This window comes from Micromonospora sp. NPDC049151 (genome assembly GCF_040648395.1).
Classification (GTDB): Bacteria; Actinomycetota; Actinomycetes; order Mycobacteriales; family Micromonosporaceae; genus Micromonospora.
Genome location: NZ_JBEZDP010000003.1, coordinates 125751 through 139750, shown reverse-complemented (window position 1 = coordinate 139750; position 14000 = coordinate 125751). Strand labels below are relative to the sequence as shown.

General features: G+C 73.2%; 11 protein-coding genes. 7 read left to right on the top strand and 4 right to left on the bottom strand.

What is annotated here, in order from left to right:
- Positions 1-25: 25 nt before the first annotated feature.
- On the bottom strand, positions 26-2347 hold the full coding sequence (locus AB0B20_RS05660) for a PKD domain-containing protein (protein ID WP_357468412.1): 2322 nt from the start codon (positions 2345-2347) through the stop codon (positions 26-28).
- 191 nt (positions 2348-2538) lie between these two features.
- On the opposite strand from AB0B20_RS05660, the gene AB0B20_RS05655 reads away from it, so the two are divergent.
- The 3 genes from AB0B20_RS05655 (at position 2539) to purB (ending at position 5312) form a co-directional block, all read left to right on the top strand.
- The gene (locus AB0B20_RS05655) at positions 2539-3054 is read left to right on the top strand and encodes a SigE family RNA polymerase sigma factor (RefSeq protein ID WP_357468409.1); all 516 of its coding nucleotides are present in this window, start codon (positions 2539-2541) and stop codon (positions 3052-3054) included.
- The gene (locus AB0B20_RS05650) at positions 3051-3800 is read left to right on the top strand and encodes a hypothetical protein (protein WP_357468406.1); all 750 of its coding nucleotides are present in this window, start codon (positions 3051-3053) and stop codon (positions 3798-3800) included. The genes AB0B20_RS05655 and AB0B20_RS05650 overlap by 4 nt, the downstream gene beginning before the upstream one ends.
- A gap of 87 nt (positions 3801-3887) precedes the next feature.
- Positions 3888-5312 (top strand): adenylosuccinate lyase, encoded by a 1425-nt coding sequence (gene purB, locus AB0B20_RS05645; RefSeq protein WP_357468403.1) that lies wholly within the window; start codon positions 3888-3890, stop codon positions 5310-5312.
- A 95-nt stretch (positions 5313-5407) separates the two neighbouring features.
- Here the strand turns inward: purB and AB0B20_RS05640 are convergent, their stop codons facing one another.
- Positions 5408-5989, bottom strand: a complete 582-nt coding sequence (locus AB0B20_RS05640) for a YbjQ family protein (RefSeq protein WP_357468400.1) — start codon at positions 5987-5989, stop codon at positions 5408-5410.
- A gap of 6 nt (positions 5990-5995) precedes the next feature.
- The gene (locus AB0B20_RS05635) at positions 5996-6679 is read right to left on the bottom strand and encodes a trypsin-like serine protease (RefSeq protein WP_357385118.1); all 684 of its coding nucleotides are present in this window, start codon (positions 6677-6679) and stop codon (positions 5996-5998) included.
- Positions 6680-7150: 471 nt separating this feature from the next.
- Here AB0B20_RS05635 and purS point away from each other — a divergent pair, with 471 nt between their 5' ends.
- From purS to AB0B20_RS05615, 4 genes are all read left to right on the top strand, one after another.
- Positions 7151-7414, top strand: coding sequence for a phosphoribosylformylglycinamidine synthase subunit PurS (gene purS / locus AB0B20_RS05630; protein ID WP_357385116.1), 264 nt, complete (start codon positions 7151-7153; stop codon positions 7412-7414).
- Entirely contained in the window at positions 7411-8094 is a 684-nt protein-coding gene (gene purQ / locus AB0B20_RS05625) for a phosphoribosylformylglycinamidine synthase subunit PurQ (protein ID WP_357385114.1), read from the top strand. Before purS ends, purQ begins: the two co-directional genes overlap by 4 nt.
- A 106-nt stretch (positions 8095-8200) precedes the next feature.
- The gene (gene purL / locus AB0B20_RS05620) at positions 8201-10864 is read left to right on the top strand and encodes a phosphoribosylformylglycinamidine synthase subunit PurL (RefSeq protein WP_357385320.1); all 2664 of its coding nucleotides are present in this window, start codon (positions 8201-8203) and stop codon (positions 10862-10864) included.
- Positions 10865-10874: 10 nt separating this feature from the next.
- Entirely contained in the window at positions 10875-11624 is a 750-nt protein-coding gene (locus AB0B20_RS05615) for a 2-phosphosulfolactate phosphatase (RefSeq protein ID WP_357385112.1), read from the top strand.
- A 104-nt stretch (positions 11625-11728) separates the two neighbouring features.
- Here AB0B20_RS05615 and AB0B20_RS05610 read toward each other — a convergent pair whose 3' ends face one another.
- On the bottom strand, positions 11729-13990 hold the full coding sequence (locus tag AB0B20_RS05610) for a carboxypeptidase regulatory-like domain-containing protein (RefSeq protein ID WP_357385110.1): 2262 nt from the start codon (positions 13988-13990) through the stop codon (positions 11729-11731).
- Positions 13991-14000 lie beyond the last annotated feature (10 nt).

Genomic DNA, 14000 nt, shown 5'->3' with positions numbered 1-14000 from the left:
GGCGGGCGTCGGACGTCGTGACGGCTCAGCCGCCGACTGTGAACTTCTCCCAGAGACCGATCGTGGCCCGGTTGGCGATCAGCGGGTTGGTGCCGACGTTGTCGGCGCTGACGTACTTGCTGTTGATCGTCGCCTTGAGGCTGGTGGTGCCGTCCGCGTTGCGGGTCACTGTGAACTTCTCCCACGCGCCCGCGCTGGTGCGGTTGGCGATGAGCGGGTTGAGGCCGACGTTGTCAGCGCAGACGAAGCGGCTGTTGGCGTGCGAGAAGACGCCCACCTGCCCGGAACCCAGATCCGCGAGGTCGAACGTCTCCCACGGGCCGGCGGTGTCGCGGTTGGCGATCAGCGGCTTCGCGCCGGCGCTCTCCGCGCTGACGTACCTGCTGTTGACGGCGGCCTTGAGCGTGCGGTTCGAGTCGGCGACGTTCACCCGGTAGAACTTCTCCCGGTTGTTGATGATGGGCGCGAGAGCGGTCAGCGCGGTGCTCGACGAGACACCCACGTAGCTGCCACCGTCCGACCGGAGGCTGATCGTGCCGTCGGCGTTGCGGAGCAGCTCGAACGTCGAGTTCGAGCCCACCGCCGCGAAGAGCGGCCGAATGCTGTCGCCGCCGTTGTTCAGGTACTTGCCGGTGGCGCGGGAGAGGAGCGCGATCCGCCCGTTGCCGGCGTCCATCAGGTCGAACTGGCTGCCCGCACCCATCGTCGCCTGGTCGGCCTGCACGTTCGATCCGGCGGTGGACGCGTTCGCGAAGCGCAGGTTGTGCAGCGACAGCAGCCCGATCGATCCGGTCCGGGGCAGCACGCTCACGCCCTGGCCGAGCGTGGTGCCGACCCGGCCGTCGCTGCCGGAGACCTTGACCGAGACGGTGAAGGTGCCGGTCCTCGTGTAGGCGCGGGAGGCGACCGGCTTGTCCTGGGTCACCACCGTGCCGTCGCCGAAGTCGAACACGTACGTGGTCAGCGGGACGTACCCGGGGGTCGACGCGGAGGCGTCGAGCGTGACCGAGGAGGTGTCCGCGTCGTACCTGACATCGAGGACGGCGTACGGGTTGCCGAGCAGTTCCGTGGGGCCGCGGTCGGCGTACGGGACCGGACCCGCGCCGGTGTTCGGCGTGGCCGGGTTGTCCGCCCGGCCCGCGCCGGTGCGGTCCGTGGCCGGGTAGCCGGGCGCGGCCGAGTTCGCCGAGTCCTCCCGGTCGCCCGGCCCGCTGCCCTCCTTGTCGTGGGCGGCCTGCCCGGACACCTCCCGGAAGCGGGTCAGCCCCATCCGGGTTCCGTTCCAGGAGTAGTTCGACGAACCAGGGATGAAGCTGCCGTGCGCGGTGTTGTTGTAGTCCACTGTCACCCGCCGGCCGGAGTCGTCGTAGAGCCCGATCTCGGCGGTCTGCTCGGCCGTGCTGTCGCAGTAGGGATCGTTCTGGGCGCCACTGCTGAACAGGACGTTGTTCTGCAGCGACGCGCCGTCCGACGCGCCGTCGACGCGGACGCTCTCGAAGCAGCGGTCCCGGACCTCGTTGTTGGTGATCGCGGTGCGGGCGGCCCCGTTGTTGTGGATGCCGACGCCCTTGCCGCCGGACACCTGGTTGTTCACCACCCTCGTGTCGGCGGCACCCGGTCCGAGCAGGATGCCGGCGCCGGTGAACCCGCCGATGATGTTTCCGTACACCTCGTTGCCCGGCCCGTCGACCCGGATGGCGACGCCGCGCTCGGCCGCGTTGTCGACGACGTTGCTGGTCACGCTCGCGGCCCGGACGGTCACCTCGGTCGTCGTGGCGTCGAGGGTCACCCCGGTGACACCGGTGCCTCCGTTGATCTTGCTCGTCGAGAGGACCGACCGGGTGACCCCGGCGAACCGGACGACAGGCGTGGCGGACGGGCCGGCCATGGTGAACGACCCGCCCTGCACCGTAATGGCGCTGGAGTCCCGCAGGTCGAGGCCGGGCACGTCGGCGAGCGCCGTCATCCACAGGTCGCGGAGCACGACGTCGTGCTGCCCGTCGACCAGCACCCCGGCCTCCGGCCCGCTGATGCGGCCGTTGCTGCCGGCGGTGTTGCGGATGGTGACGGGCTGGTCGGGCGTGCCGGAGCGGGCGACCGTCACGCGCTCGGCGTAGGTGCCGGCGCCGATGTCGACCGTCTGCCCGGCCTCGACCCGGGCCACCGCCGGACCGATCGAGCAGAACGGCGCGGCCTCGGTGCCGGGGCCGGTGTCGGAGCACGCGGCCGAGCTCTGCCGGACGTAGAGCGTCGTCGCGTCGGCTGCCTGGGCCGGTGCGGCCAGCGGCAGCAGGGAGCCGCCGGCCAGTGCGGCCACGGTCAGCCCGCTCAGGGACGGTCTGCGCATCTGGTTATCCCCCGTGGAGAAAGGAACGGTCGGGCTCGATCCTCGTCCGGCGGCCCCGGCACGGCTGTCCCGCCTGACATATCGGATCGGCCGGATCATGAGCAGCGGCGGAGATCGGTGACGGTCGCCGGCAACCCGGCCGGCACCCCGTTCCGTCCCCTGGGCATGAGGCGAACGAGGGACGGCACTCCGTGACCGGGCGCGACGAGGAGTTCCGCGACTACGTGACCGCGCGGCTGGAGCCGCTGCGCCGGACGGCGTACCTGCTCTGCCGGGACTGGCACACGGCGGACGACCTGGTGTCGATCACGTTGAGCAAGCTCTACCGCAACTGGGCCCGGGCGCTCGGCGCGGACAACCTCGACGCGTACGTGCGGGGGATCCTCACCAACGCGTGGCTGGACGAACGGCGCCGGCCGTGGCGGCGGGAGCGCAGCACGGACGAGGTGCCGGACCGGGCTGACCTGGCAGCGGCGGAACCGGCGGTCGGTGAGCGGGAGATGCTGCTGGAGCTGCTGGGCCGGCTCGCGCCCGGGCGACGGGCGGTCGTGGTGCTCCGGTTCTACTGCGACCTGTCGGTCGAGGAGACCGCGCAGATCCTGGGCGTCAGCACCGGCACCGTGAAGAGTCAGGCCGCCCGTGCGCTGGAGACGCTGCGGCTGCTCGCCTCGCACCATCCGGCAGTGGAGAACGGGAGGCAGAGATGACGTACCGGCAGATCTTCGACGAGGCGATCGGCGCCGCGCCGCCGACGGCGGTGGACGTGGACGCCCTGGTGGCGCGGGAGGGCCGGCGCCGGCGGCGGCGGGTGGGGGCGTACGCCTCGGCGACAGCGGTGCTGGCGCTGGCGCTCGGCGCCGGCGTGGTCGTGCAGCCGGGAGCGTCCGGTGGCCCGGCACCCGCCTCCTCGGCCGCGTCCGCCACCGCGCGGACCCACCCGGAGCGACTGCGGACGGCGATGCTGGCCGCGCTCGACCGGGAGGCGCCGGACCTGCGGTGGGTCCGGGGCGCCGCGGCCACCGACCCGGAGACCTGGGGCGGCCCGCTGACCGACGCGCCGCAGTGGTCGGTGCAGCCGCTGCGCTGGGAGTCGATGACGGGCTGGTTCGGGGTGGGTGTCGCCGCCCGGGGCGAGGTCCGGTCGTACCTGACCATCGACGTGGGAAGGCCGCTCCCCGGTCAGGCGAGCGGTCCGGACGAGTGCGAGGACAGCATGGTCAACTGCCGCTCGTTCACCGGGCCGGACGGCGAGCGGGTGGTGACGTTCGACGTGCGGGGCTTCCGTGCGCCGCCCACGTCCGGGCGGAAGCCGATCAACGTGCGGTTCGTGATCGTGAAGCGGACCGACGGCACCCGGGTGAGCGTGCAGACGAACTCGTTCACCGAGCGGCACCTCCTGACCGCCGGGGAGATGGCCGCCGTCGCGCTGGACCGGAAGATCCGGCTGGGCTGAGGGCGTTTCCGGTCCGGCCTGCCCACAGGCCGGACCGGGGACCGGCGTCGCCGGGGCCCACCCCGGCGTCATGAAAGACTGAGGTACGTGACGACGATCCCGAACGTGCTCGCCAACCGGTACGCCTCGCCCGAACTGGTCGCCCTCTGGTCGCCGGAGGAGAAGGTCCGGATGGAGCGCCGGCTCTGGCTGGCGGTGCTCAAGGCCCAGCGTGACCTCGGCGTGCCGGTGCCGGACGGGGTCGTCGAGGCGTACGAGCGCGTGGTCGACCAGGTCGACCTGGCCTCGATCGCGGCGCGGGAGCGGGTCACCCGGCACGACGTGAAGGCCCGGATCGAGGAGTTCAGCGCGCTCGCCGGGCACGAGCACGTGCACAAGGGGATGACCTCCCGCGACCTCACCGAGAACGTCGAGCAGCTCCAGATCCGGGCCTCGCTGGAGCTGATCCGGGACCGGGTGGTCGCCACGCTGGCCCGGCTGGGATGGCACGCGGGCGAGTACTCCGCGCTGGTGATGACCGGCCGGTCGCACAACGTCGCCGCGCAGGCCACCACGCTGGGCAAGCGCTTCGCGTCGGCGGCCGAGGAGCTGCTCATCGCGTACGAGCGGCTGGAGGATCTGATCGGCTGGTTCCCGCTGCGGGGGATCAAGGGACCGGTGGGCACCGCCGCCGACCAGCTCGACCTGTTCGACGGCGACGCCGGCAAGGTGGCCGAGCTGGAGCGCCGGGTGGCCGAGCACCTGGGGTTCAGCCGGGTGCTGGACAGCGTCGGCCAGGTCTACCCGCGTTCGATCGACATGGCGGTCGTCGCCGCGCTGGCCCAGGTGGCCGCCGCGCCGTCGTCGCTGGCGACCACGATCCGGCTCATGGTGGGCCAGGAGCTGGTCACCGAGGGCTTCAAGCCGGGCCAGGTCGGTTCCAGCGCGATGCCGCACAAGATGAACACGCGCTCGTCGGAGCGGGTGAACGGCTTCGCGGTGATCATCAGGGGTTACCTGTCGATGGTCGGCGAGCTGGCCGGCGACCAGTGGAACGAGGGTGACGTCTCCTGCTCGGTGGTGCGCCGGGTCGCGCTGCCCGACGCGTTCTTCGCCGCCGACGGGCTGTTCCAGACGTTCCTCACCGTGCTGGACGAGTTCGGCCCGTACCCGGCGGTGATCAACCGGGAGCTGGAGCGCTTCCTGCCGTTCCTGGCCACCACGAAGATCCTGGTCGCGGCCGTCCGCCGGGGCGTCGGCCGCGAGGTCGCGCACGAGGTGATCAAGGAGCACGCGGTCGCCGTGGCGCTGGCCATGCGGGAGAAGGGCGCGGCCGAGAACGACCTGTTCGACCGCCTGGCCACCGACGGCCGGCTGGGCCTGACCCGGGCCGAGATCGACACCCTGGTCGCCGACCGCAACGCCTTCGTGGGCGCCGCCACCGACCAGGTGAACCGCGTGGCCGCGAGAATCACCAGGGTGGTGGAAACCCACCCCGAGGCCGCCACCTACTCCCCGCCCCCCATCCTCTGACCGCCCGCCTTCCCTCGGTGATCAAGGAGTTTGTGTCCGGTACGGGGCGCCGCAGTGACACAAACTCCTTGATCAACCGGGGTGGCGAGGATCCGTCAGGTGCCGGTGGGGGTTTCGGCGGCGGAGCTCAGGTTGGGGGCGGACGCGGGTTCGGCGATGCCGCCCGGCGCGGAGGCGATCTCCGGGTCGTGGGCGGTCTCGGCCGCGATCGCCGGCTGGTCCGGCGGCATCACGTCGGGCGTCTTCGGCGCGACGATCACCGCCGTGCCGTACGCGCAGATCTCCATCCACATCTCGCCGCAGTCGCGGCTGTCGAAGCGCATGCCGATCACCGCGTTCGCGCCCAGGCGGCGGGCCTCCTCGCCGAGGCGGGCCACCGAGTCGGTGCGCCAGCGGGTCAGGTTGTCCGGCGCCAACGGGTCGTAGGCGCCACCGCGCAGGTTCTTGACCCCCTCGCGGTACGGGTTGCGGGTCCTCGCCATCGAGGAGACCACCTCGCCGAGGATCTGGCGGATCTCGTAGCCGGGCAGTTGATCCGTCGTCACGACCAGCACACTTCCGATGCTGTCAGCCCTCGGCCGGGTGGTTCGCGAGCCGTGTTCAGCTGATCGGATGCTGAAAAACGACGCGGCGCGGACGCCCGGGCCGCACCCGGCCGATCCGCGCCGCACCGGCATCAACCGTCAGACACCGGCCGTCGAGGTGATCCAGGACCGGTTGTACGCGACACTGCCGTAGTTCTGGATGCTCTGGCCGTCGGCGGTGGAGGCGACGCCGACCTGCCGGCCGTTGTAGAACTGCGGGCCGCCCGAGTCGCCCCGCCACGCGTTGCCGTTGACCCGGGTGCTCCGGATCGCCTGGCCGCCGTACGCGTCGGTGACGCTGGTGCTGGTCACCCGTACGCTGGCGGTCTTGAGCTGGGGCGACGCGCCGCAGCCGCTGTAGCAGGTCATGCCCCAGCCGTAGATGGTGTTGGTGGAGCCGACCGGCGGGTTGCTGGTGGCCAGCGACACGGCGGAGGTGCTGACCGTGCTGGACAGGCGCAGCAGGGCCAGGTCGTAGCGGGTGTAGGAGGCGCTCACGGTGCGGGTGACGCCGCCCGAGGCGTAGTAGACGCTGCCGACGCGGACCGACATGGTGCCGCTGACGCAGTGCCGGGCGGTGAGCACCCACTGGGGCGCGATCACGCTGCCGGAGCAGGTGAACGAGCCGTTGCTGAAGACGGCGGCGGCCCACGGCGCCGACGAGACGGTGCCGCCGCCGATGATCGGCTGCGGGCCGGCCGGCGCGGCGGTGGCGCCGGAGGCGGTGGCCAGGACGCCGGCCAGCGCGGTGGTCAGCACGGCGAGCAGGGGACGGAGGCGCATGTCGGGGCTCCTTCTGCGCAGGCGCCCGGGGTTGCCGGGCAGGGGGTGACACCCGCCGGATGGGGTGGGGCCGGCGAGGGAGGTCGATCCAGTGCATCGACATCTGACGATGCATGTTACGGCCGTGCCGCCCGGTGTCACAAGGTGTGGATCGAGTCATGCCGATGACGTGACGCGCGCCGCGCGCCGCGCCGACCTGCTGTCGGATACCGGTCCAAGGTGGGGTGTTTCGCGGCAGAATGCCTGCTGGGAGGTGCTGCCGGGGGTCGCCCGCAAGCGTCGGGCGCAACGAATTCGCATCGACGTCGCAACGAACGGGCAACGACACCCGTTCACCGCCGCCGGGCCCGTCCGTCAGCGCCGGAACTGCCCCCGGCCGGTGCGGGCCGGGCGGTATCTGCCAGGTAGGCTGGCTGCGCTCGCCCGATTGTTGGGCCGGCACCCAACTGCGTACACAGTCAGGAGTGCCCCGTGCCTCGCGTCGTAGTCGACGTCATGCTCAAGCCCGAGATCCTCGATCCGCAGGGCCAGGCCGTCGCAAACGCGCTGCCCCGACTCGGCGTCGACGACGTCGCCTCGGTTCGGATCGGCAGGCGGATCGAGATCGAGTTCACCGGCGAACCGGACCTGGACCGGGCCCGGGAGATCGCCGACAAGCTGCTGGCCAACCCGGTCATCGAGGACTTCACCGTCCGCGTGGTCACCGCCGACGAGACCGCGGGCGCGCAGTCGTGACCGCCCGGGTCGGTGTGGTCACCTTCCCCGGCTCCCTCGACGACGGGGACGCGGCCCGGGCCGTGCGGATCGCCGGCGCCGAGGCGGTCCGGCTCTGGCACGGCGACCCGGACCTGTACGGGGTGGACGCCGTCGTCCTGCCCGGCGGTTTCTCCTACGGCGACTACCTGCGCTGCGGCGCCATCGCCCGGTTCGCCCCGGTGATGGAGACGATCGTCCAGGCCGCGCGTGGTGGCCTGCCGGTGCTCGGCATCTGCAACGGCTTCCAGATCCTCTGCGAGGCGCACCTGCTGCCCGGCGCGCTCACCCGCAACCAGCACCTGCACTTCCGCAACCGGGACCAGGTCCTGCGGATCGAGAGCACCGGCACCGCCTGGACGAACGCGTTCCAGCCCGGCCAGGAGATCCTCATCCCGGTCAAGAACGGCGAGGGCTGCTACGTCGCCGACACCGCGACGCTCGACCGGCTGGAGGGCGAGGGCCGCGTCGTCGCCCGCTACGTCGGCGGCAACCCGAACGGATCGCAGCGCGACATCGCGGCGATCACCAACGAGGCCGGCAACGTCGTCGGCATCATGCCGCACCCCGAGCACGCGGTGGAGGCGCTCACCGGCCCCTCCCTGGACGGCCTCGGCTTCTTCACCTCGGTGCTCAAGCACCTGGTGGGAGCGCCGGCGTGATGGTGGCCGGGAACATCGGTCGGCTCACCCGCCGCACCGGCGGCGAGCGCAGCAAGGAGACGTCATGACCACCCATCCGGACCCGGCCCCGCGCGAGCGCCAGGGCGTGGCGCCGCAGGCCGGCGCGACCGACGACTGGGCGCTGAGCGTGGACACCGTCCCCCGGGCCGCCGGCACGCCGGAGGAGCTTCAGCCGTACGCCGAGCTGGGCCTCCGCGACGACGAGTACGACCGGATCCGGCACATCCTCGGCCGCCGGCCCACCCAGGCCGAGCTGGCCATGTACTCGATCATGTGGAGCGAGCACTGCTCCTACAAGTCGAGCAAGGTGCACCTGCGCCAGTTCGGCGAGAAGGCGCCGCCGAGCGACCGGCTGCTCGCCGGCATCGGGGAGAACGCCGGCGTGGTCCAGGTCTCCGACGAGCTGGCGGTGACCTTCAAGGTCGAGTCGCACAACCACCCGAGCTTCGTCGAGCCGTACCAGGGCGCGGCGACCGGCGTCGGCGGCATCGTCCGCGACATCCTCGCCATGGGCGCCCGCCCGGTGGCAGTGATGGACCCGCTGCGCTTCGGCGCGGCCGACCACCCGGACACCGCCCGGGTGCTGCCCGGCGTGGTCGCCGGAGTCGGCGGATACGGCAACTGCCTCGGCCTGCCCAACATCGGCGGCGAGGTCGTCTTCGACCCCTGCTACCAGGGCAACCCGCTCGTGAACGCGCTCTGCCTGGGCGTGCTGCCGGTCGACCGGCTGCAGAAGAAGGACGCCACCGGCCCCGGCAACATCGTGGTCCTGATGGGCGCCAAGACCGGCCGCGACGGCATCGGCGGCGTATCAGTGCTCGCCAGCGCCACCTTCGACGAGGGCAGCGAGCAGCGCCGCCCGTCCGTGCAGGTCGGCGACCCGTTCATGGAGAAGCTGCTCATCGAGGCGTGCCTGGAGCTGTACGACGCCGAACTGGTCGTCGGCATCCAGGACCTCGGCGGCGCCGGCCTGACCTGCGCCCTCACCGAGACCGCCGCCTCCGCCGGCACCGGCATGCGGGTCTGGCTGGAGCGGGTGCCGCTGCGCGAGCCCTCGATGGAGCCGCACGAGATCCTGGCCAGCGAGTCCCAGGAGCGGATGCTGCTCGTCGTCTCGCCCGACAAGCTCGACGCCGTGCTCAAGACCGCCGAGAAGTGGGGCGTCTGGGCCACCGCCATCGGCGAGGTCACCGCCCCGTCGGCGGACGGCCAGCCGGGCCGGCTCGTCGTCACCTGGCGCGACCAGCTCGTGGTGGACGTGCCGCCGGGCTCACTCGTCGACGACGGCCCGGTGTACGCCCGGCCGATGCGCGAGCCGGCCGACCTGATCCTGCTCCAGGCCGACCGCGCCGAGACGCTGCCCCGGCCGAGCACCCCGGATGCGCTCCGGGAGACCGTGCTGCGCATGATCGCGTCGCCGAACCTGGCCGACAAGACCTGGGTCACCGAGCAGTACGACAGGTACGTGCTCGGCAACACCGTGCTCGCCCAGCCGGAGGACTCCGGCGTGATCCGGATCGACGAGCGCAGCGGCCTGGGCGTCGCGCTCTCCGTCGACGGCAACGGCCGGTACGCCCGCCTCGACCCGTACCACGGGACGAAGCTGGCGCTGGCCGAGGCGTACCGGAACGTGGCGGTGACCGGCGCGAAGCCGATCGCGGTGACCAACTGCCTGAACTTCGGCTCGCCGGAGGACCCGGGCGTGATGTGGCAGTTCGCCGAGGCCGTACGCGGCCTGGCGGACGGCTGCCTGGAGCTGGGCATCCCGGTGACCGGCGGCAACGTCAGCTTCTACAACCAGACCGGTGCCGCGGCCATCCACCCGACCCCGGTGGTCGGCGTGCTCGGGGTCCTCGACGACGTCGCCGAGCGGGTGCCGATGGGCTTCGTGCCGCGCCCGGCCGGCGACCACGACCAGCTCTTCCTGCTGGGCGAGACGCACGTCGAGCTGTCCGGCTCGGAGTGGGCCTGGGTGACCCACGAGCACCTCGGCGGCATCCCGCCGCAGGTCGACCTGGCCCGCGAGCGGCAGCTCGCCGAGCTGCTGGCCGAGGCGGCCCGGGTCGGGCACCTCAGTTCCGCGCACGACCTCTCCGACGGCGGCCTGGCGCAGAGCCTGGTCGAGTCGGCCCTGCGCCGGGGCGTCGGTGCCCGGGTCGTGGTGCCGGAGCACTTCGCCGGCGGGTCGATGCCGTTCGTCTTCCTGTTCAGCGAGTCCGCCGGCCGCGTGCTGGTGTCGGTGCCGCGCGGCCACGAGAAGGCGTTCACCGCGCTGTGCGCCGAGCGTGGCGTGCCGTGGGAGTTCGTCGGCGTGACCGACCCGGCCTCCGGCGCGCTGGAGGTGCACGGCCAGTTCCGCATCGGCCTGGACGAGCTGCGCGAGGCGCACACCGGTACGCTCCCGCGCCTGTTCGGTGCCGCCGAGGCGGCCCGGGTGGAGGTGGCGGCGACCCGTACCGGCACCACCACAGTGCTTCCGGCGACCGCCGAGCAGCCGGTCGGCATCGACCCGGCCGCTGTCGACGCCGAGCCGATCGCCAAGGCCGGCCGGGACACCCCGCCGTCCGACGCCGGGGCCTCCGCGCCCGCCGCCACGGCGGAGCCCGACGCGCCGGCTACGGCGTCGGACGGGGACGCACCGGCCGGCGCGACTCCTGCCGTCGACGGAACCCCGGCCCAGGACGAGTCGGCGCCCGCCGACGGGTCCGACGGTCCGGCTTCCGGTGAGCCGGCGCCGGGTCAGCGCTGAGGCGCTGGCCTTGGCCGTCTTCGCCCAACCCGGCGCCGGTGCCCGGTTCGACTGGGGACTGACCGGGGCGGCGGAGCTCGGCCGGGTCTGCGCCGCCCTGGTGGTGGTGGACGTGTTGTCGTTCACCACCGCCGTGGAGGTGGCGGTGAGCCGCGGCATGCGGGTGCACCCGTTCCCGTGGGGTGAGCAGGCCGCCGACTACGCCCGCCGGGTGGGGGCGGTGGCCGCTGTGGGCCGCCGGAGGACGACCGCGGAGCATCCGTGGTCGCTCTCCCCGGCGGCGCTGCGGTCCGCGCCGGTCGTGGCCGACCTGGTGCTGCCGTCGCCGAACGGCTCGGCGATCAGCGCCGCCGCGAGCGCCACCGGAGTGCCGGTGGTCGCGGCGTGCCTGCGTAACGCACCCGCCGTCGGGCGCTGGCTCCGCGCCGAGGGGTACGGCTCGAACGACGCCCCGGTGGGCGTGGTGGCGGCCGGCGAGCGCTGGCCCGACGGGTCACTGCGGCCCTGCGTGGAGGACCAGCTCGGTGCGGCGTGCGTGCTCGACGCGCTCGCCGAGGTGCCCGGTGGGCTCTCGGTGGAGGCCGCGATGGCGCTCGCCGCGCTGGCGAGCACGCCGGACGTGCCGGCCGCGGTCCGGGGATGCGTCTCCGGGCGGGAACTCGCCGAGGGCGGCTTCGCGGAGGACGTCGCGGTGGCGACCGCTGTGGGTGTCTCCGACGTGGTGCCGGTGCTCCGCCAGGACTACTTCGCCCCCGCCTGAGCGCAGCCCTCTCGCCTGCGGGCAACGCGGCATGTGTTCGGCGCGCTGACGACTGTGGCCGCCCACTTCTCGCGGGCGGCCCCAGTTCCTCTGTCTGGTACGGGTCAGTCGTCCAGCCAGTCGAGGCGCCGTCCGGAACGGTCCGGCTGCGCGTCCGGGCGGGCGCGACCGGCCTGCGCCGGGTCGTTGGGGTTGTCGTAGCCGCCCCCGCGCTGCTGCGGCGGCTCCTGGCCGTAACCGCCCTGCTGGCCGTACCCGCCCTGCGGGGCCTGGCCGTAGCCGTCGCCGTATCCGCCGCCCTGCTGCCCGTAGCCGCCCGACTGGTGACCGCCGTCGTATCCGCCGCCGGGGTTGCCGTAGCCGCCGGCCGGCGCGTCGCCGTACCCGCCCTGCTGACGGCCGCCGTCGTAGCCGCCGGTCGCGCCGCTGTCGTAACCACCGGCGCTCGTGTCGTAGCCGCCCGGCGAGCGGGTGTCGTATCCGCCGCTGGGGTTGTCGTAGCCGCCGGTCGGCGCGTCGCCGTATCCGCCCTGCTGGCGGCCGCCGTCGTAGCCACCGGACTGCTTGTCGTAGCCACCAGCGCCGGCGTTGCCGTAGCCGCCGGTTGCGCCGTCGCCGTAGCCGCCGCCCGCCGCCTGGCCGCCGCCGTAGGCCGGAGCGTCGCCGTAGCCGCCGGGCGGGTTGTCGCCGTAGCCGCCGCCCGCGGCGTTGCCGTAAGCGCCGGTGGGCTCGCCGTATCCGCCCTGCTGGCGGCCGGTGTCGTAGCCGCCCGGCGCGGTGCCGTAGCCACCGGCGGCACCGTACCCGTCGCCCTGCTCCGGGCCACGGCCGTACGAGGCCGAGCCGGCCTGGTCGTAGCCGCGGTCCTGCTCCGGCTGGTAGGTGCTGGTCGGGTACGGGTCGGCCGCCGGGGCGTACTGGGTGCTGTCCCCGGTGTAGCGGCCGGTGGGCTCGTCGAAGCGCTCGTTGCCGTAGCCGCCGCCCTGGGCCGCGTAGCCGGCCGCACCGGCAGCGGCGCCGGCGGCGTAGTCCGGGCTGCCGTAGCCGGCGCCCGAGGACGGGCCGTTGCCGTAGCCGCCGCCCGAGGAGGGCGCGTTGCCGTAGCCACCCGCGCCGTAACCGCCCTGGCCGGGCGCGTCGTCGCCGTAGCCGTAACCGCCCTGGCCGCCGCCGACACCGTAGGCCGGGCCGGGCGGTGCGCCGTACGGGTCCGGCGGGACGTCGTCCACGACCGGGCGCTGGAGCATGGTGGGGGCGTCGCTGATCGAGGGGCCACCGACCATCGTCGCGGCCGGCCCGGCGCCCATGCCGTTCACCACCCGGGTCTGGTCGTCAGTGCCGTGGTAGGCGCCCCGGGCCGCCGGGATGGCACCGGCCGCGGCGCCACCGGGGCCACTCGGACCGGCCGGCCCACCCGGACCGTCGCCGTCGCCGTCCTCGTTCTTGCGGCGCAGGTAGAGCAGCACGATGGTGCCCACGCCGACGGCGACGAAGAGGCCACCGAGCAGGATGAGCAGCCAGGAGCCGAAGCCGCCGGAGTCCTCGTTCGCGGTCGGCTGCTGTGCGGCGGGCGCCTCGGCCGACGGGGTGTCGGCCGTCTCCTCCTCGAGCGGCTCCTCGGACGGCGCGGCGGACTCGCTCGCCGACGGGGTGGCGCTCGGGCTCGCCGACGCCCGCACCTGGATGCTGAGCCGGACGCCGGTCACGGACTGTCCGGCGTTCGCGTTCACCGACTTGGCGACGGGCGTGGCGCCGTCGGTGGAGGCACCCACCTCGATCCGCCCGGGTGCGATCGGGTTGGACTCGGAGCCGCTGAAGCTGAAGTTGCCGTTCCCGCTGGTGTTGGTGCGGCGCTCCTTGCCCGCGCTGTCGCGGAGCATGACGAGGGCGCCCTCGATCGGGTCGCCGTCGGCGTTCACCACCTTGCCGGAGACCGTCTTGACCGTCTGCGGCTGCTGCGGCGTGGGCGGGGCAGCAGCCCGGACGGTAACCCGGAGCTGCCGAGGTGGGCCGCCGCTGACCGTGATCCTCGCTGACTGGTTGTTGGCTGGCGCGCTCGCAGCCGCCGTCAGAGTCAGCGTGACCGTCTGATCCTGATCGCCATTGAAATCGACCCGACCGCAGCCCCCACAGTTGACGCCGTCGGGTAGGTCCTGCACGTCGATGTCAGTGGATGTCTCACCACCGGTCGGGCGGACCGTGACCGTTACAGTGCTGTTCTTGCCCGCCTCGACCGTCACGGAGTTGGTGGCGGTGACAATCTGTGCGGCGAGGGCGGGGCTTGCGGGGACGGTGAGCAGGGCGCCGAAGACCAGCGCTACGACCACACCGGCCCGCTGCTTCCAGGCACGTCGGTGTGTTGACACGTCCACCGCC